The organism is Halobacillus sp. ABA4_118 (assembly GCF_056160205.1).
In genome coordinates, this window is record NZ_JBSWWS010000001.1 from 1,318,406 (window position 1) to 1,337,218 (window position 18,813).

Annotated in this window: 15 protein-coding genes; 5 read left to right on the forward strand and 10 right to left on the reverse strand. The window is 49.6% G+C overall.

Annotation, left to right across the window (positions count from 1 at the left end; all coding sequences use genetic code 11):
• The first annotated feature begins 119 nt into the window (after positions 1–119).
• Positions 120–1,571 (forward strand): DASH family cryptochrome, encoded by a 1,452-nt coding sequence (locus tag ACXAGL_RS06435; protein WP_474990445.1) that lies wholly within the window; start codon positions 120–122, stop codon positions 1,569–1,571.
• A gap of 38 nt (positions 1,572–1,609) precedes the next feature.
• Here the strand turns inward: ACXAGL_RS06435 and ACXAGL_RS06440 are convergent, their stop codons facing one another.
• Entirely contained in the window at positions 1,610–2,308 is a 699-nt protein-coding gene (locus tag ACXAGL_RS06440) for an LPXTG cell wall anchor domain-containing protein (RefSeq protein ID WP_474970019.1), read from the reverse strand.
• A complete protein-coding gene (locus ACXAGL_RS06445) occupies positions 2,305–3,153 on the reverse strand; it encodes a hypothetical protein (RefSeq protein ID WP_474990447.1) in 849 nt (282 codons plus the stop codon). Before ACXAGL_RS06445 ends, ACXAGL_RS06440 begins: the two co-directional genes overlap by 4 nt.
• 98 nt (positions 3,154–3,251) lie before the next feature.
• Between ACXAGL_RS06445 and ymzB the strand changes: the two genes are divergently transcribed.
• The gene (gene ymzB, locus ACXAGL_RS06450; RefSeq protein ID WP_474970021.1) at positions 3,252–3,599 is read left to right on the forward strand and encodes a protein YmzB; all 348 of its coding nucleotides are present in this window, start codon (positions 3,252–3,254) and stop codon (positions 3,597–3,599) included.
• A gap of 55 nt (positions 3,600–3,654) precedes the next feature.
• On the opposite strand, the gene ACXAGL_RS06455 is transcribed toward ymzB, so the two are convergent.
• Positions 3,655–4,032, reverse strand: coding sequence for a hypothetical protein (locus tag ACXAGL_RS06455; protein WP_474970022.1), 378 nt, complete (start codon positions 4,030–4,032; stop codon positions 3,655–3,657).
• 224 nt (positions 4,033–4,256) lie between these two features.
• Between ACXAGL_RS06455 and ACXAGL_RS06460 the strand changes: the two genes are divergently transcribed.
• Positions 4,257–5,759: an esterase/lipase family protein gene (locus ACXAGL_RS06460; protein WP_474990449.1), complete on the forward strand. Its 1,503-nt coding sequence runs from the start codon at positions 4,257–4,259 to the stop codon at positions 5,757–5,759.
• 56 nt (positions 5,760–5,815) lie between these two features.
• On the opposite strand, the gene ACXAGL_RS06465 is transcribed toward ACXAGL_RS06460, so the two are convergent.
• The 7 genes from ACXAGL_RS06465 to ACXAGL_RS06495 form a co-directional block, all read right to left on the reverse strand.
• Positions 5,816–7,801 carry an acyltransferase family protein gene (locus ACXAGL_RS06465; RefSeq protein ID WP_474970024.1) on the reverse strand — a complete coding sequence of 662 codons (1,986 nt, stop codon included), beginning with the start codon at positions 7,799–7,801 and terminating at the stop codon, positions 5,816–5,818.
• Between the two features lie 473 nt (positions 7,802–8,274).
• The gene (locus ACXAGL_RS06470; RefSeq protein ID WP_474990451.1) at positions 8,275–9,603 is read right to left on the reverse strand and encodes a glycoside hydrolase family 68 protein; all 1,329 of its coding nucleotides are present in this window, start codon (positions 9,601–9,603) and stop codon (positions 8,275–8,277) included.
• 62 nt (positions 9,604–9,665) lie between these two features.
• Positions 9,666–10,943, reverse strand: a complete 1,278-nt coding sequence (locus tag ACXAGL_RS06475; RefSeq protein ID WP_474990453.1) for a glycoside hydrolase family 68 protein — start codon at positions 10,941–10,943, stop codon at positions 9,666–9,668.
• Between the two features lie 485 nt (positions 10,944–11,428).
• On the reverse strand, positions 11,429–12,880 hold the full coding sequence (locus tag ACXAGL_RS06480) for a glycoside hydrolase family 32 protein (RefSeq protein ID WP_474990455.1): 1,452 nt from the start codon (positions 12,878–12,880) through the stop codon (positions 11,429–11,431).
• 3 nt (positions 12,881–12,883) lie between these two features.
• On the reverse strand, positions 12,884–13,840 hold the full coding sequence (locus ACXAGL_RS06485; protein ID WP_474990457.1) for an aminoimidazole riboside kinase: 957 nt from the start codon (positions 13,838–13,840) through the stop codon (positions 12,884–12,886).
• An 85-nt stretch (positions 13,841–13,925) separates the two neighbouring features.
• On the reverse strand, positions 13,926–15,308 hold the full coding sequence (locus ACXAGL_RS06490) for a sucrose-specific PTS transporter subunit IIBC (RefSeq protein WP_474970716.1): 1,383 nt from the start codon (positions 15,306–15,308) through the stop codon (positions 13,926–13,928).
• Between the two features lie 207 nt (positions 15,309–15,515).
• The gene (locus ACXAGL_RS06495) at positions 15,516–16,340 is read right to left on the reverse strand and encodes a PRD domain-containing protein (RefSeq protein WP_474990459.1); all 825 of its coding nucleotides are present in this window, start codon (positions 16,338–16,340) and stop codon (positions 15,516–15,518) included.
• Positions 16,341–16,543: 203 nt separating this feature from the next.
• Between ACXAGL_RS06495 and ACXAGL_RS06500 the strand changes: the two genes are divergently transcribed.
• The gene (locus ACXAGL_RS06500) at positions 16,544–17,272 is read left to right on the forward strand and encodes a GntR family transcriptional regulator (RefSeq protein WP_474970031.1); all 729 of its coding nucleotides are present in this window, start codon (positions 16,544–16,546) and stop codon (positions 17,270–17,272) included.
• Positions 17,265–18,800 (forward strand): gluconokinase, encoded by a 1,536-nt coding sequence (gene gntK / locus ACXAGL_RS06505; protein ID WP_474970032.1) that lies wholly within the window; start codon positions 17,265–17,267, stop codon positions 18,798–18,800. The genes ACXAGL_RS06500 and gntK overlap by 8 nt, the downstream gene beginning before the upstream one ends.
• The last annotated feature ends 13 nt before the right edge of the window (positions 18,801–18,813 follow it).

An 18,813-nucleotide genomic window follows, 5' to 3' on the forward strand; every position in this document is an offset into this window, starting at 1 on the left:
GTTGAATGGTCTATTTTAACTATACCCGATGTTGTCGAATAAAGACACATCCAACCGATGAAAAGTGTGAACAAGCGTCCTCCACAGGGTACACTAGGAGAAAAAGGGAGAGAATGACGATGAGCACCTATTCGATTGTCTGGTTCCGGAATGACCTGCGTGTCCACGACCATAAACCCTTGACTAGAGCTGTCACAGCAGGGCATCCGGTCATCGCACTTTATATTTTCGATCCATATGAATACAGGGATCTTTCCTATGGTTTTAAAAAAACCGGGCGTCACCGGGCACAATTTATCCAGGAGAGTCTGGAGGACCTGCGGACGAATCTCGCTGAACTGAACGTCCCGCTTTTGATTAGGTATAAGGACCCAGCAGAAGCTTTCCTCGAGCTTTCCGATGATTTGACTATTAACGGTGTGTACCTTCATGAAGAAATCGCAACGGAAGAGCAGCAGACCGAAAGAGGAGTTCGAAAGGCTCTGCCCGGCGTACCTTTTTACGTCGATCACGGACATAACCTGTTTCCGCCGGAAGACCTGCCATTTTCCACCCGGGATGTGCCGGATACGTTTTCCCAGTTCAGAAAAAGAATCGAAAAAAATGGGGTGACGCCGCCTAGAGCGATCGCTCCACCTCAAGCAGCTGTGAAAGTGGAGCTTCCAAATAGGATGGAGGAAGGGAAGATTCCGGACGTAGCTGCCTCAGGCCTGGAGAACGAGTGGAAAGAGCCGCGATACCATGGCGGATCGACAGCGGCTAAACAACGGCTCCGGGACTACATCTTTACTAAGGACCGCCTCCGGGTTTATAAGGAAACGAGAAACGGGATGCTTCTAGAAGACGATTCCTCTAAATTTTCTCCATATCTGGCGAACGGCAATTTGTCCCCGCGGGTCGTGTATGAGCAGATCCAGCACTATGAAAAAAACCATACGAAAAACAAGTCGACCTATATGCTATATTTCGAACTGCTCTGGCGGGACTACTTCCACCTCGTTCACCGGAAATACGGCGATCGTCTCTTCTACAGGACAGGGCTGAATGGTTTGGAGATCCCCTGGAAAACAAACGAGGAGCATCTGCAGGCGTGGATGGACGGCCGCACGGGCTATCCGCTCGTAGATGCGGGCATGCGGGAATTAAAACAGACCGGTTTCATGTCCAACCGGGCACGCCAGAATGTGGCGAGCTTTTTTACAAAGAACCTCGGTCTGGACTGGCGGATCGGGGCCGCCTGGTTTGAATCACAACTCGTCGATTATGACGTAAGCAGCAACTACGGCAACTGGCTGTATATCGCGGGAGTCGGAAATGATGCTGTTTCCTTCCGGGTTTTTAACGTGGAAAAACAGGCGGAGGATTATGATCCTGATGGCGATTACCTGCGCTGGTGGGTCCCTGAGCTTCGTGAACTGCCCGTACCTTGGATTTTCAAGCCGAGGGCAATGGGAATGATTGAACAGGAACAGTACGGGGTTCAGCTCGGAGAAAATTATCCGTTTCCGATCATCGACTTGTACGAATCGATGCGGGAGATGAAGACCGCTTTTGAAGAAGGGACAAAATAGAGAAAAGCCGCGGACATCCTCATGTCCGGCGGCTTTTTTCAGTCCTGCCTCGTTTTCCGTTTTTTCCGTAGATAAAAGAGGAGGGATCCAATGATCAGGAGACCTGCGACAGCGGTAATGATGATGTTCCGAATGTTAGGGACGGCGAGTTCCACCATCATATTCGTTGTACCGGCAGTCTGAATATCCCACTGCAGTTCATTTCCGTCTGTCCGGTCGGCGTTGTGGTCTTTCGGTGCGATCGGAAGGTCGAGTGTGAACGTCAGATCCAGCTGATCCGAAACCATCTGCTGCATCCCGCCCATGATTCCGCTGTTTTCAAGATTTATTTCACCTTCCACCTGATATGTAGTCGTAAACCACCCGGGCTCCTCCGACCATTCTACGGGTAGACCTTCCATCACATCCCCGATTCCAGCGGCTGCCGGTTGTTCCAGCTGATCCGGAACCTGGATTTCCTCGACGTTTTCAAAAGCCTTTCCGGCGGTAAACCCGGTGTAGCCATCTTCTTCGTAAGGTTCCACCTGATAGCCGCGGGATTCGAGGTCCTGTTCCGCTTCATCAATCACACCCTGCATCCGCTCCATGAACAGACCCGCCTCTTCCTCGTTCACACCAATCTGCACCTGTGCCTCACCGCTTTTATCTTTGTTGACGGTCAGCTTCACATCGCCTTGCACACAGCCGCTTATTACAACCAGACTGAACAGAAACAGCACTCCCAGTCTCATTCTCATACTCCTTCTCCCCTTTTCAAAAAACACTCTCGAATATATGCACCGATATCCCTCTGACTTTCCCGTTTTCCATACCGCCCGTGATGTGCCCCACGATCATCTACACGGCTGCCTAGGCCCAGAAACGGCTCGGACGGCTTGAAATCGAGGCCGATGACAGGTACATCAAGGGTGGGGGATGTACCGAAATGAAACCGGGCAGAAGGGAATCCTTCTACGTTCATGGATGAATCGTAGGACACATCATAGACATCTGTAAACCTTCTCCTGTGTTCTCTGCCAAGCAGCAGGATAAGGGAAGGTTGTAAATAATGCAGCGTTTCTTCAAGCATTGCCGTTACTTCAGGAAGACGCAGCAGCTTCTCTTTGTTTTTTATTTTACCCATAAACTGGAGCGTCGGAAAAGGAAAAGCATCGACATGAACAAGAGGGGGCTCGTTTTGATAAAAAGAAGCTCCCATCCCGTTCATAAACCCCTCAAGCTTCGCTCCACCCTTTCTGCCAAACCATCGGGTATACGCCTCTTCCCCCTTAAAATAATCCTCATATTTCCTGATGACGGCTGTCTGCCGGTCATCATCTTCTTGAAAAGATGCGAGTAGATCTGCACTTTCCTTGTCAAATGACTGCGCCGTCGTCTGCCATTCAGCCTGGTCGTTCAAAACATATCGGGACGTCGGGTTTGTCCCAATGGTGACGATCGGATGATCCCGCCTCTCCCCGAGCCATAAGACAGGCACCGACCGGTGGATGAGCTCGTTACGGACATCTGAACGTCCCAGTCTGCTTTGAATATCAACCGCCCTGCTGAGCAGCTGGCGGGCTTCTTTTAAATCATCGGCCATCGATTTCCCTCCTCCCCCTTCCATTCCCCCCGCGACCACTATTTAACAGCGTAGAGCGGGTTTCCTTTGGAGACGATAAAGTCAGGAGGGATCTCATCATGGATGGACAACCATTAACGATTGAACATTTCAACGAACGCTTCCAGCGATGGAGCGGTGCCGATATTGTCATTACGAAACTGGAACTGAACGATAAGGATACAACAGAGATGCATCTGGATCACATCGCTTACGGGACGGATGCTGCACGTCTGGATGAATACCTGCCTATGCATTCCCTGTTTTTATATGGAGATGGCGAAGCGGAAATCGGCCCTCAGCAGATGGAGCCGCTCCCAGCACCCTATTACGAAATTCCTCTGCAGGATACGACGCAGTACCTATACAGTCCGGAGGGCTTTATTGTCACGACGGACCGGGCAACCTATATCATTCAGAAAAAATAACGGCCTCGGCAGCGGGGCCTTTTTACAAAAATAAAAACAGGGAAAATCCCTGCCGTCAAAATTTATATCCGAACACCACAACATCCACGGCATTCAGCCCCGTTCCTCCATCAGCCTCTGTTTTTATCGTCAGTCCCGTCCCAGGTACATTAAAAACCCTTGTAAACTGCTGTCCCGGAATGACCCGGAAAGAATCCAGCAGGAGGAAATTCACACCTTCCACTTTCACAATCAATTTGAACGTGACAGGCCCTTCCGACACCACCCGGTTGCCGCCGGCCACCCGGATGGAGTAGAACGGGCGGACATCAATGCCGCCGGGCAGATCTTTCGTCACATCCACGGTAGCCCCTGATTCAACCGTCTGACCTCCCGGCTCCGTCATGAAAATTAAATTATTCCCGCGTGAAACAGCCTCAGCCACCTCAACCACTCCTCCCCTCCTCTATCCTATGAAACCATGGGGGATTTAGGGAGTAGAAATCACACCTTTTCGTTTTCTTCCGCTCCTGATGCAGACGCTCCTTCCCTTCCCGGACTTTCTGCCTGTTTCCAATGCACCTTGTCAGATTTTCCAGGTTGCGTACGATAGAAATGGTGGACACCCCTGGATCAAACCTCATGACCTCCTCAATTCAATTGTGAAGGAGAATGTACATGGATCTGCTGACCAAAGGTCTCTTTACCTGCGCTTTCCTGCTTTTCTTTTTTCCCATCACCAGCCACGCCGGCTCCATTAAAGATGGAGCCTCCGGGAATCCCGGGGAATGGTACGTGGGAGACACGCCCGCCTCTGTAACAGAAGAGAAACGCCCCATTCTTTTCATTCACGGCCTCAACAGTTCATCAGAGACGTGGTACGAGAGTAATGATATGTATACCACCGCTCTCGATAACGGCTACGAAACAGCCTTTATCGATTTGTACCCAACAAAAGATATGTGGGACAACGGGGAGCTGCTGGCCGGAAAAATCGAAGACATGTATCATCATTTCGGTGAAAAAGTCGTTATCGTGGCTCACAGCAAAGGCGGCATTGATACACAGGCGGCGCTTGTTCATCACGGCGCCTCTCCCTATGTGGATCGTGTCATTACCTTATCCTCCCCGCACCACGGCTCGCAGCTTGCCGATCTCGCTTACAGCAGCTGGGCCGGATGGCTTGCGGGAATCATCGGCAGTAAAAATGAAGCCACCTATTCCCTGCAGACTGGATACATGAGCTATTTCCGCTCCACCACCGACAGCAGACCAGGAATCGATGCCGTCCCGTTTTACACGTTCGGCGGTACGGAATGGGGCAGCTTCGGCAGCTCCCTGTACTGGGGAGGCTTGTACTTAAGCTCTTACGGCAGCAACGATGGGGCGGTCACAGTGAAAAGCTCACGCCTTCCTTACGCCCAGGAATTGAAAGTTGGAAAATGGGATCACACGAGCATTAAAGAAGGCTCCTCCACGTTTCCCCTTTTCCGTCCTTACTTGAATGAGACCGCTCCGCTGGCGGCATTCGGACTCGAAACAGCCGCTGTGTCAGAAGAATCCGAGCCGGCGGCCGGCCAGTACGTCTCAGGCGGCGAATACACAGGACGCACACGGGAGACCGTTATTGTAGAATCCGGAGCAGACGCCGTCACCTTCGACTGGATCAGTTCCAGCCCGGATGTTGACTTGAAGCTTGTCTCCCCTGATAAAAAAACCTACAGCGGCTTTAAAGCCGCGAAGGATGAAACCGAGGTGCTTGAAGGATCCTATCATCACACATTGAGAATCGATGACCCCGCAGCAGGCAGATGGAAACTGGAAGCCCGGAGCCCTGGCGGAGAATCCTATCTGCTCAACACCTCCTTTGACAGTGAGTTGAACGATAAAATCAGCGCCTCCATGAATGTGGACGAGCTGAAAGTGAAAAACAAAGATACCCGTCTGAAATATAAGACAGATATGACCGTCACCCACTATAAAAACGGACGGGAAAAAGAAACAAAACTGAAAGCGAAGAAGCAGTCGGACGGTGTCTACCAGCTTCCGAAGCTCGGAGAAGGTGTGTACAGCCTGACCATCGAAGTACAAGGAACCTACCAAAAAGAAAAGTTCGCCCGGACGATGATTTCCTCGGTCTATATCGACCAGAACGGCAGAGTATACAGCGAGGACTTTTAAAACGGGTGGACAAATAAAAACGGCAGGAGAACATGTGACGTTCTCCTGCCGTTTTATCAGGATTGTTTCTGCAGCGCTTCCTCTAAAGGCTCCTTCAATGCGGGCGCAAGGGTTTTGGAGTAAGCTGTACTCAAGTGGTGCTTGTCGCGGTAGACAATCACATTACCAATGACAGGCTCACACACTTCTTCCCCGCAGAAGTAATCCGACAAATCCACAAATGTGACATTCTCCGGGATCCCATCCGTGTTTTCCCATGGAACGACATCGGATAAAGCTTCATCTCTGGAAACCGAGCAATCCTCGATCGACCCCTTTTCCTCAATGCAGAGCGGCGTATCCTCTTTCATCCGCGGATTATCACGGACAGCCATGATATGGGTCGTCCCTTCAAGTTTTTTCCACTGTTCAAGATAGCCGTCCGGCACCGTCGTTCCACTGTTGACGGTGGATGTTGTAAAGACAAGGTCCGGCGGGTCCTCCTGGAGATCCTGCAGCACTTTTTCATTCCAGTCCATACATGTTTCGTTCAACAATCCGTCAAAATCATCGTTGGAGAACCGGCAGGCATCCTTATTGTAAAGCTCGATTTTCAAATTCAGGTCATCAGACAGTTCACTGAGGGCCGGGAACCAGTGTCCCGAGTGGGATCCGCCGACGAGGGCAACCGTATAGTCGGGATTCTCCGTTTCTCCCATTGAACAAGTTTTCATCCCTTCTTCACTCGTATACATGAAGCATTCTCTGTCCTCATAAAAGGCCGGCAGCTCCTCCTGCACTTCAATAGTCGATGGATAAGGATCCAGTTCTTCCGCATCTACGTTATAGAAGACGGCCTGAGCACCTGGATAGTCCCCCGCCTCATAAGCCTTTCCCTGCATCTGACTCACGTAAAAATTCCATCCGCCATTGACGAGAAGAACAGGGACAATCAAGGCGGTGAGCGCTTTTCCGATTTTCACCTTCGACGTTTTCACGCTCAAGTTACGAACAGGCGCTTCAATGTAGGTTACCGTTACATAAGCAAGCACAAGGGCAGCTGCTATAATGACCGCCCCGGCGAATATCGATGCCTGACCGGTATCAAACCAGGCAAAATAGAAAATCAAAAGCGGCCAGTGCCACAAATAAAACCCGTAGGAAATGCTTCCGAATTTGAGGAAAGGCTTGGAGCCTAACAGACGGTCCACACCGAAGCCACCGCTGTTTTCAGCCGATATAATAACAAAAATCACGCCGGAGGCCGGTAAAAGAGCGACCCACCCGGGAAAAACAGTAGATACCGGAAGCAGAATACCCGTAAGCGAAATAACGGCCAGGCCGGTCCATCCAAGAATCACAGACACATGTCTGTTCAGCTTCACATAAGGCAGCAGCAATGCGACGATGCCTCCGAGACTGAACTCCCACGCACGCGCAAACGTATCAAAGTAGGCCCACGGCTGGTTTACAGCCGTTTTGTAAACAGAGTACGAGATAGATAGCACGAACAATGTGAGCAGCACACCGAGCAGTGTTTTCCGGACCGGCGTTTTCAAAACCTTCCGCGCAAGAAAATACGCGGCCGTGATGACAATCGGCCAGGTTATGTAAAACTGTCCCTGTACAGATAAGGCCCAGAAATGCTGAAAAGGGCTTGCCTGGTTGTTCTGAGCCAGGTAATCAACGGAACTGAAGGCCAGCTGCCAGTTCTGGAAATAAAACACCGAAGCGAATCCTTCAGAGATGATCTGCTTCCACTGGGCCTGCGGAAGAATCCAGATGGAGCCGGCAAGGGTGAACAGCACGACGATAAACGCCACCGGGAACAGCCGGCGTCCGAGCCCCAGCAGGTATTCTCCTAAATGGATATTTCCCTGCTTGAGCATTTTGGAAAGCAGGGAGGTCGTTATCAAGTAACCGGAAACGATAAAGAATACATCCACACCGCCGGAAACCGATCCAAGCCATATATGGTACACCGCCACAAGGAAGGCGGCAACCGCACGCACGCCTTCGATTTCCGGACGGAATCTTTTCTCAGGGGTCCTTAAATCATTCACTCATCACCATCTCCATTTCTCTCTTCCTCCTATGTATCCCTTCAGCTTATCGGACCCCACCAGAACTGTGAACCTATCAGGAGAGATTTTTACTGGATTTGCAGAGTTTTTACAAAAGGAATCAGAGGTTAATCGCCTGCCCTATTGGCAGGTTTCATTCAAGGTTCTTTGACATCCACGACAATCCCCCCCGCCAAGAAGGATATAATCGCGGACCGTACGCTTTCGGACCGCTTCCTCAGGGAGCCTTGGGAATCTAATCTTTTCTCACAAGCAGAAGTGGGGCACCTTCCCTGACGGCTCAGTCTTTTCCTACACTCCTCCGGTCTCCCTAATCATCTATAACTCTACCATTTATAAAAATAATTGGAATACTTGTGAGAAAATCTGCCAGCTGATCTTTCACAATTGTACTTTTATAACAAATTCAAAAAACCACCGGCTCTTATGAAGAGCCGGTGGTTCAATCGAAGTTATTTAATTTTTCCCGGATGGCCGTCCTTGATGACTTTGGTTTTGTCATTCTGGATCGCGAGCTTGATGGTCGGCGCCAGTGTACCACCGAAGTGGGACATCTGATACTCCGGAGTCGTTCCTCCAAGATCTGAGATGTTCTTTCCATCAAGATCATGGAAGTTATAGAAGCTAATCACTTTTCCGTTTGGAAGAACCATCCAGGAGTAGGATTGGTACGCGTGTTCTTCCGGATTGGCCAGGACTAACCCACTGTCATTCAGCGGCTCATAGCCGGACGTCAGCTCATCGGATGAAAAGCCGTACAGGCCGTCCGGTGCATCGAGGTCCGGACCAAATTTGTGTTCATGTGTATTCGTGAACAGGTAGTATTGATTACCCTTGGTTACGATATGGGGACGCTCAAGCTCCTGGTTGACGTAATTCGCTTCCAGAATTGGTGGTAGAGCTTCATATTCGGTGTAGGAATCGTTCGTTGCTTCAGCAATTCCGATCGCCCCGTTGAATAATTTTGCAAATCCTTCGTCTGTGAAGCTGAAGTCATCCTGGAAAGAACCGCTTCCGATATAATCGGTATCCAGCGTACGCTCCGCTGGTGTTCCGGCTGAGTTTCCTTCAAACAAGATATAGTCTTTCCCTGTTTTTGGATCTTCAAAGAACCATGGATCACGGAACGTGTAGCCGATGTCACCCTGTTCTGCCTGCTCCTCAGTCTGATAGTGCTCGCCTTCAGGCTCAAGGATGATGGAGTGATCGAAGTTTTCGAAGGAAATGCCTTCAGAAGATGCGTTCACTTCCCCTTTAGCAAGAGCAAGACGCTGTTCATAGGTGACGCCCTCCTCCCCTTTACGACCTGTAGCTGTATAGAACAGGTTCAGTTCACCGTCTTCAATCATCGCAGAGCCTGCCCACTGCCTTGAACCGTAGGCGCCTGTTGGATCAAACGCCTCTCCGCCAAGCTCCCAGCTCTTGCCGTCTTTGGAATAGAAGTAGCGGATCGTCGCTACATCATGTCGTTTACCTGGAAGCAGGTCGGACGGAGCCGTCAGGGAGAAAATCACGTAGTAGCCGTTCACTTTGGCGACCGAGCCGTCTTTGTTACGAAGCGGCCACGTATCCCAAACATGAAGTTCTGGAGCAATTTTTTCAAAATCCGGCTCGATATAAGGGGCGGTTGTATCTTTCGTGCGCTCAATCTGTGAGGCATCTTCAATCGTCCAGTTGGAAGTCTGACTGGTTTCTGCAGAAACAGAACTGCCAAATGCCAACGTGGAAACAAGAGCGGTCGTCACTAAAAAGGAACGTTTCATCCATGTATTTGTTTTCATCGTTCTCCTCCTTATTTATAAACAGGGAGCCGGCAGGTCGTGCCGGCTTTGTTCATCAAAACTTACCCGTGAATTTCACCTTCACCCATCTCACGCTTAATTTCAGAAGTATCACCTTTCAACTTCAGTTTAAGCGTTGGGGCAAAGGATCCACCCTGTTGGAAGTTTCCATTTTCATCATGGTATTCGTTCACAAAGCTGATCACCTGTCCGTGTGGAAGCACAGCCCAGGAGTATGCCTGGAATGGATCTTCAGCCGGGTTGGCTATAACAAGCCCCGTATCGTTCATCGGCTCGTAATCACCGAAAAGGGAGTTGGCGTGGAAGCCGTAAAGACCATCCGGACCTTCAATTCCAGGAGCAAATGTGAACTCATGGGTAATCGTGAACAAGTAATAGTCATCACCCTTCTGGACCACGTGTGGACGTTCCAGCTGCTGGTTCACACCATTCGCTTCAAGAAGAGGCGGCATTAATTCAAATTCTGTCAGATCCTCGTTTTCTGCCTTAGCAATCCCGACATTTCCGTTATAGTCTTCAGCGCCGGCAGGAACGTCTTCGTCTACATCACCCAAGTGTTTCTCTTCGAGTGTCTTTTCATCGCCACCGGTATTTCCTTCGAAGATGATGTATTCTTCGCCGGTTTCAGGATGTTGGAAGAACCAAGGATCACGGAAAGAATAGATAATGCTTCCGGTTTTTTGTTCCTGTGTCTCGTAATACTCGCCATCTGCTTCAGCAAGAATCTGGTGGTCGCCATTGTTCGTTACCTGGAAACCTTCTTTGTTGTCGTAATCCATTTCAAATGTCGTCTTAGCCAGACGCTGTTCGAATGTCGGACCTTCATCCTTACGTCCTGCAGCCGTGTAGAACAAGTGGATCGTGCCGTCTTTCTCCATCATAGCTGATCCGGCCCACTGGCGGTAACCAAGCGCCTTGTCCGTGTCATAAGGGACCGTACCCATTTCCCAATCTTTACCGTTCTTAGAATAGAAGTAGCGGATTTCCGCATGATCGTGGCGGCCGCCCCATGTGTATTCTTTGCTCGCTGTCAGCGCGAACTGTACATAGTACCCGTTGATCTTGGCGAAAGAACCATCACGGTTACGAAGCGGCCATGTGTCCCAGATCCAATAGTCCGGGGCAACATCAGTAAAGGAATCAATGTTTGGGGCTGTGTTTTCGTCTGTTAACGTGAAGTTCTGCGCGTCTTCACGGGACCACACAGGTGTGTCATCTGTGGATGCTGCGTGAGAAGTTGTTGGGAGCTGGGCAAACGTGCCGGTCAGGATAAAAGCAGAAAGCGCCAGTTTAGATAAGATCGAATGATTTCGTTTCATGTTTTCTTTCCCCTCCAGAATTGTTAAGTATATGAAGTGTGCTCCGGAACACGTCTTAACTTTACGTGGTAAAACAGGGGGGGTCAACGCCGGAAATCCTGCCATTCACGCTTATGCCAAAAGTCATGAAAGGGCACCTTTCACAAGGATGACAGCGATTTCCCCACTACTGTGCAAAGGATTGCACAAAATGTAAAATTAGGGGAGAAGAGGGATGTGCATTGTAATAAACTTCCATTTAAATGATTCTAAAATCCAGTTTCATACGTCCTTTATACCCCTTTTTTATTTTTATGAATTGAATATAAAGAACCAATATTCCAACGAATGTTTGTTCTTTTCCGAGAATGGTAGAATTACGATTAAATCCTTTCATATCAGTGTTTTCAAGCCGTTTATAACCATTACAATGTGAAGCGCTTTATAGGAAATAAGACATAAAAAAAGACAGACGGGTCCCGTCTGTCTTTTGCACATCTATATACCTAGAAAACTTTTGCAAGGTTCCATTTGTGAAGATAGAAGCTTGCAGCTGCTGAACTGCTGAAACGAATGCTCGTGTCCTGAACAGATGGATAGAACCGGGCGGTCATCACGCAGGCACCATCATTAGCGAAAACTTCGATAGAGGACGTATCTACATATATCCTCAGACTATCAAGCTGCGGTACTTCGATCTGGCGCTTTTCGACGGTTCCATCCACATAGCTCTGACGTTCCAGGGTGAGCACCTGTTGATCGCTGGAATATAGAATCCTTGCATTTCCACCGATGGCCACACTCATCCAGCCCTCTGCAACGTCGATATCACTCATCATCAGTTCAACGACCTTCCCATCAACACCGTCCAAGCTCCGGCTTTCTTTGTTGAGGGTGACTTGATGTTCAACCACTTCCCCCTGACGGAGCGCTTCCAATTCCTGAACCGGCTGTTGGTACAGCTGACCATCCTGCCATGTCAATTCCCGTGGAAGCGTCATGTTGTGCAGCCACTTGTATGCGATCGTCGAGTGATCCTGCTCATTCTGATCCGGTACGCTCATCCAGCCGAACATCAGCCGGCGGCCGTGCGCATCCAAGGTCGTCTGCGGCGCGTAAAAGTCAAAACCGTGATCAAGCTCTGTAAATGCACCATGCTCGTATGTCCCTTCTTCCGGATCGAAGGCCCCTGTCACATAACCGGCTTGATAAACGTTTTGATAGTTCATGCCGTCCGCTTCCAGTCCCTGTGGAGAGAAGACAAGCACATCCCGTCCATCCAGTTCAAATAAATCCGGGCACTCAAACATATACCCGAACTCCCCGAGAGGTTCCTGACCAGCGCCGGCAAGAATACCGGCATGGGTCCAGTCCATCAGGTTCTGTGAGGTGAATAGAGCGACTGCCCCTTTCTCATCTTCCGTCTGAGCGCCGATGACCATAAACCAGCGGCCGTTCTGCTTCCATACTTTAGGATCGCGGAAGTGGGCGGTATAGCCGTCAGGCAGATGGGCGACGGGCCCTTTCTTATCAAAATGAATGCCGCCTTCGGATACAGCGAGACACTGGTAAGATTCCCGGTTTCCATTTTCATCTTTGACGTTTCCTGTGTAAAAGGCATAGAGCTTTCCGTCATGCTCGATGGCACTGCCGGAATAGCAGCCGTTTTTCTCAAACCACTCGGACGGGGTCAGAGCGATCTCTTCATGCGTCCAGTGGACAAGGTCCTCAGACGAATAATGCCCCCACAGTTTAGCACCGTGGTCGGTTTTATACGGCATCCACTGATAGTACAGATGGTACGTGCCCTGGAACTGAATGAAGCCGTTCGGATCGTTCAACAGTCCGACCGGAGGCATGATGTGGTAATGGAGACGATACGGATCACTCTCTACTAGAGACTGATGCTTTTCGATTTCTTCATAAGCGCTCTTTCGCAGTTCTTGATCTTTAGACATCGGTTACTCTCCTGACTGATGAAGGCGTGTTTGAACTTCTTCGATAGTCGGAAGAGCCGTCATCGCTCCCTTTGTCGATGCAGCCAGTGCTCCGGAAACGGCTGCGAACTCTGCCATTTTCACAGCTTCCGAAAGCGTCAGCTCCTCCATGTTCCCCTCATAGCGGTTCAGCTGATAAAGCATACCGGAGACAAACGCATCTCCAGCCCCTGTTGTATCGACCGCTTTTACTTTCATAGCCGGAACGTGCTCGAGGCCTTCTTTCGTAGAAACATAGCTTCCGTCCCCGCCCATCGTAATGAGAACGAGAGGGATTTCATACTTCTCGAGAGCTTTCAGGCCGGGTGTGATTTCTTTTTCTCCCGTAATGAATGCCAGCTCTTCTTCAGAAAGCTTAAGCATATCCGCTTCTCCGAGCATGGAAATGATCGTTTCGCGGGCCTGTTCTTCAGATGGCCAAAGCATCATGCGCAGGTTGGGGTCATAGGAAATCACCATCCCTTTTTCTTTGGCCAGCTCCACAGCCCGCTTCGTTGTATCTTTTACCGTATCTCCGATCATGGATATGGAACCGAAGTGAAGCACCTTGTGTGTATCGAAGTCAGCTTCCTGAAGATCGGAGCGCTCTAAAAACTGGTCTGCACTGGGATGAATATAAAAATCGAAGCTGCGTTCTCCGTCTTCCGCGTTCGTTACGAACACCACACCTGTACGCACATCACCCGTCAACGGCATGGCGTGGGTCTGCACACCGAAATCTTCGAGGGTGGTCTTCAGGAACCGTCCGAGAACATCATCGCCGACCTTCCCTAAGAACGTGGATGGAACCCCGAGTCTTGCGAGACCGACCGACACGTTGGCCGGAGCACCGCCGGGACTTTTCTGGTAATTCACATTGTTTTTATCCAAGGGAATAAAATCGATTAACGCTTCACCGAGCGAGATGACACCATTTTTCATCACTAATTCCTCCTTTGAACCTTTGTATGAATCATACGAAACAAATCCCTACCAGACAAGCTGGTAAGGACTTGAAAAAAGGGGTTTACTTCGCTTCTTCCTTCCATCCAAGAAGAAGAGTGGCAGTGACCGCACCGCCGACAGCGATCAGACAGCCGATGCCGTAGTTGATCGGGTCCTGCGCAATCGCAAACATCGGTATACCTGTCAGACCGATACCGTTTGCCATCACTTTGGTGAAGACGACGTAAGCTCCGCCGAGCGCACCACCAATGGCTGCACCGATGAACGGGCGGCGGTGCTTCAAGTTCACACCGAAAATCGCCGGCTCTGTAATCCCGAGGAATGCGGAGATGGCAGCAGGAAGAGCGATTTCTTTCGTTTTCTTGTTGCGTGTTTTAAAGAAGACGGCAAGTGTCGCTCCCCCTTGAGCAATGTTGGCCATCGCCCAGATTGGAAGCAGGTAGTTTCCGCCGACGTTATTCAACAGTTCCGCCTCAATGGCGTGGAAGCTGTGGTGCACCCCTGTCAGTACGATCGTAGAGTACAAGCCCCCGAAGATCAGTCCGGCAATCGGACCGGCCGTTTCATAAACGACATCAAGAGCGGTTGTCAATCCATTCCCAAGCGCACGGCCGAGCGGTCCTACAACAAGAAGCGCTACGAAACCGGTGAAAATAACAGTCAGGAACGGGGTAAGCAGAAGATCGACCGCGTTCGGAACGATCTTACGGAAATTCTTTTCAAGCCAGGACATGACGTAAACCGTCAACAGAACAGGGATAACCGTACCCTGATAACCGAGCATTTCAACGCCGAAGCCGAAGAAATCAAGGGTTTCCGGCTGGGCATCAGCAAGCCCCCAAGGGTTTAACAGGGCCGGATGGGTCATAATTCCCCCGATAACCGCACCGAGGTACATGTTTCCTCCGAATTCCCTGGCTGCACTGAAACCGATCAGGATCGGAAGAATGATAAAGGACGCTGAGGAGAACATATCCAGCATGACAAACAATCCACTTGCTGGATCCATCCATTCGTACGTACGCATTAAGCCGAGCAGCCCCATCAGCATACCGGCAGCTACGATCGCCGGGATGATCGGAACGAAGATGTTGGAAAGCGTCCGCGCGAAGCGGGCGAACGGGTTCATTTTACTTTTCGCTGCATCTTTATGGGAAACCGAGGCGTCTTTCTTTTCTTCGTCATCTCCCATGGACGCACCTACAAGCGGGCCGAAATGGGCGAACACTTTGTTGACGGTCCCTGTTCCGAAGATGATTTGATACTGTCCGGAGCTTGAAAACGCTCCTTTGACCCCATCAAGTTCTTCCACAGCCGATTTATCTATTTTGCTCTCATCATCCATTACAAGGCGGAGACGAGTGGCACAGTGAGTGGCGCTGACAATGTTTTCTTTTCCACCAAGCAGAGGGACAAGCTGTTCAGCAACTTCTTTGTGATTCATGAAGATTCCTCCTTTATTTTTCCAATAAAAAAGACCTAAAACGCATAAAGAATGCGGATAGGTATCAAAATGAATACACCTATGCTTCTTTACACATTTTAGGTCTTGCCTGCTTCTGCAGTAACAATCCTGCGTTATTTAACTTTAGATTGATTCCTATTTTATACGATGAAAACGCTGTCGTCAACCATTTTCAATTAAAAACAATCACTTCATTAAACGCTGAATATGGAGGGCGATATAGGCGATTTCAGACTCTGGAAAATCGATATTGTACTCCGCTTTCAAGAAGTCTGCCACTTCTTCAGACGTCCGGAATGCGTCGCTGTATTTCATTTTTATCAATTCGAGCATATCTTCGTCAATCGGTTCGAACTGACTGCCTTCCTCCACACGGCTCAGTGCAAAGCGCAGATGGGTGACCAGGCGCTGATAATTGATACTTGTCTCTTCAATCGTAATCCCTGCAGTCTCTTCCACTTTCTCAACAATATCCCTGAGGACCGTCGCTGTCTGAAGCGATTCCCCCATCGACGGAGATCCCATTTTCGCAGTATGGATATGCAGCGCGATATGCGCGACTTCATCAGGTGGAATATCAACACCCATCACTTTCCTGATTTCTTTTTTTGCCCACATCCCCGCCTCAAATTCCTTCTTATAGAGAAACTTGATTTCGTGTGTAAGCTTATTGTGAATCGGAAACCCCTGCTCCAGACGTTCAAGTGCAAACGAAAGGTGATCGGTGAGTGCCATATGAATGTGGTCATTCAAAGGCGCTTCCAAATGGCCTTCTGCATAGCTGATGATCCGTTCAGCGAGATCTATGTGAGCTTCAGGGAGAGTCGAAAGCAGCTGCTGGAACTTCTCTGATGACTGATCCCGAAGCAGGAAGATCTTTTCGATTTTATTTTTCGGGACGATATCGTTGCGCCTCTTTTGAAAGGCAAGCCCCTTCCCCATCACAATCTTTTCCTGTCCTCCGTCGTACACCACAACAGCGTTGTTGTTCAAAATTTTAAAAATGCGCATAAAGCCCCTCCGGTCCATAATATCTCCTACCAGTTTACCACGAATGTATCTCCTTATGACACATTCAGGCCCCATCAGCACAGGACCTGAAGAAAGCGTTTCAAAAAATTTTATTAAAAGCGTTTTCAATTTTTATGATCTATGCCATAATACTTGTATACAAGTTAAACAAGTATACGAAAATCATTAAAGAAGGTGAATCGATGACAGATTCCATCCCTTATTTATATCCTGAAAAATGGCTGAATAAAGCATCGGCCGGCGAACGTGTCGCCTCTGAGCTTCGGATCCGGATTATTGCCGGTTTGATTGAAAGCGGTTCAAAGCTGTCCGAAAACCAGATGGCTTCCGAATTTTCCGTCAGCCGCTCCCCTGTCCGTGAAGCCCTGAAGCTGCTCGCATCAGAAAACCTGATCCGTCTCGAACGGATGGGGGCGGTTGTTCTTGAACTGTCCGAGAAGGAAATCCAGGAAATCTACGATGTCCGTCTTTTAATCGAAACATTCGTATTCGAACGGCTCGTCAAAATGGACACAGCAGGTCTCGTGAAAGAACTGAGCAAGACACTGGAAATGATGAAGATTGCGATCAAGTACAAAGATGCTGATGATTTTTCATTTGAAGATGTCCTGTTTCACGAAACGATCATCCGCGCTATTGATCATTCCCACATTCTCATGATCTGGAAGAACCTGAAGCCGACACTGGAAAGCCTGATCCTCATTTCCATGCGCATGCGCTTCAAGGAAAAGTACGACGATTTCGACCGGATTATCAACAACCATGAATTGTATATCGAAGCGATCCGTCAGAAAGACCGCGATCTTATGGTCAAATCGCTGCACAAAAATTTCGATGACGTCCAAGGAAGTGTCGAGGATTTATGGAGGTCGCAGCAGATCTATTCAAAAGGAGTCGAAAGCGATGACTAACTATATGATGGGTGTCGATATCGGCACCACCAGTACAAAAGCCGTCTTGTTCACCGAACAGGGAGATGTCGTGGAGAAAGCGAATGTCGGCTACCCTCTTCATACGCCGGACATCTCAACAGCTGAGCAGGACCCGGAGGAAATTTTTCAGGCTGTTTTGGAAGCGGTCACACTTGTTAAACAGAAGCATACGGACAAAGCCGTATCCTTTGTATCCTTCAGCAGTGCGATGCACAGCCTGATTGCTGTCGATAAGGACGGCAGTCCGATCACCCCCTGCATCACATGGGCGGACAACCGCAGTGAGAAGTGGTCGGAAAAAATCAAAACCGAGTGGAACGGGCACAACATTTACCGGAGAACGGGGACACCGATTCATCCGATGAGCCCGCTCAGCAAAATTACATGGCTTGTCCAGGAACAACCTGAAATCGATTCCAAAACCTATAAATATATCGGAATCAAAGAATATGTCTTTTATAAACTATTCGGTACCTATGTGATCGATCATTCCATCGCTTCAGCAACAGGGATGATGAATCTGGAGAAACTCGACTGGGATGAAGAAGCCCTTGAGGTTGCCGGCATCGGCCGTGAAAAACTGTCCGAGCTTGTTTCCACGACTTCTCAGTTTACCGGACTGAAAGAAGAATACGCCAAGGTCACCGGTCTTGATTCCAACACTTCCTTTGTGATCGGAGCCAGTGATGGCGTTCTATCCAACCTTGGGGTCAACGCCATCAAAAAAGGAGAAATAGCCGTTACCATCGGAACAAGCGGAGCGATCCGGACCGTGATCGATAAGCCGCAGACCGATGAAAAGGGCCGGATTTTCTGCTACGCGCTCACCGAAGATCAATGGGTCATCGGAGGACCGGTCAACAATGGCGGCATGATTCTCCGCTGGATCCGTGATGAATTTGCTTCATCGGAAGCAGAAACAGCGAAACGTCTCGGCATCGACCCGTACGAAGTGCTGACGAAAATCGCAGAAGGCGTCCGACCAGGATCTGACGGACTGCTCTTCCATCCTTACCTGGCTGGTGAGCGGGCCCCGCTTTGGAACCCGGATGTACGCGGATCCTTCTTCGGACTGACGTTATCCCATAAAAAAGAGCACATGATCCGGGCTGCTCTGGAAGGTGTCATCTACAACCTGTACACCGTTTTCCTTGCGCTGACGGAATGTATGGACGGACCGGTGACAAGAATCCAGGCGACCGGCGGGTTTGCCCGCTCGGAAGTGTGGCGCCAGATGATGGCCGATATCTTCGAATCCGAAGTTGTCGTGCCGGAAAGCTATGAAAGCTCCTGTCTTGGAGCCTGTATTCTAGGACTCTACGCTACAGGCCGGGCGGATTCACTAGACATTGTATCCGGGATGATCGGCAGCACCTTCAAGCATACACCGGAGGAAGAAGCGGTCCATGAATACCGCCAGCTGCTTCCGATGTTCATCCAGCTGTCCAGATCTCTGGAAGAAAACTACGCCACCATTGCCAATTACCAACGAAACTTAACCAACTAAACAAACGGAGGGT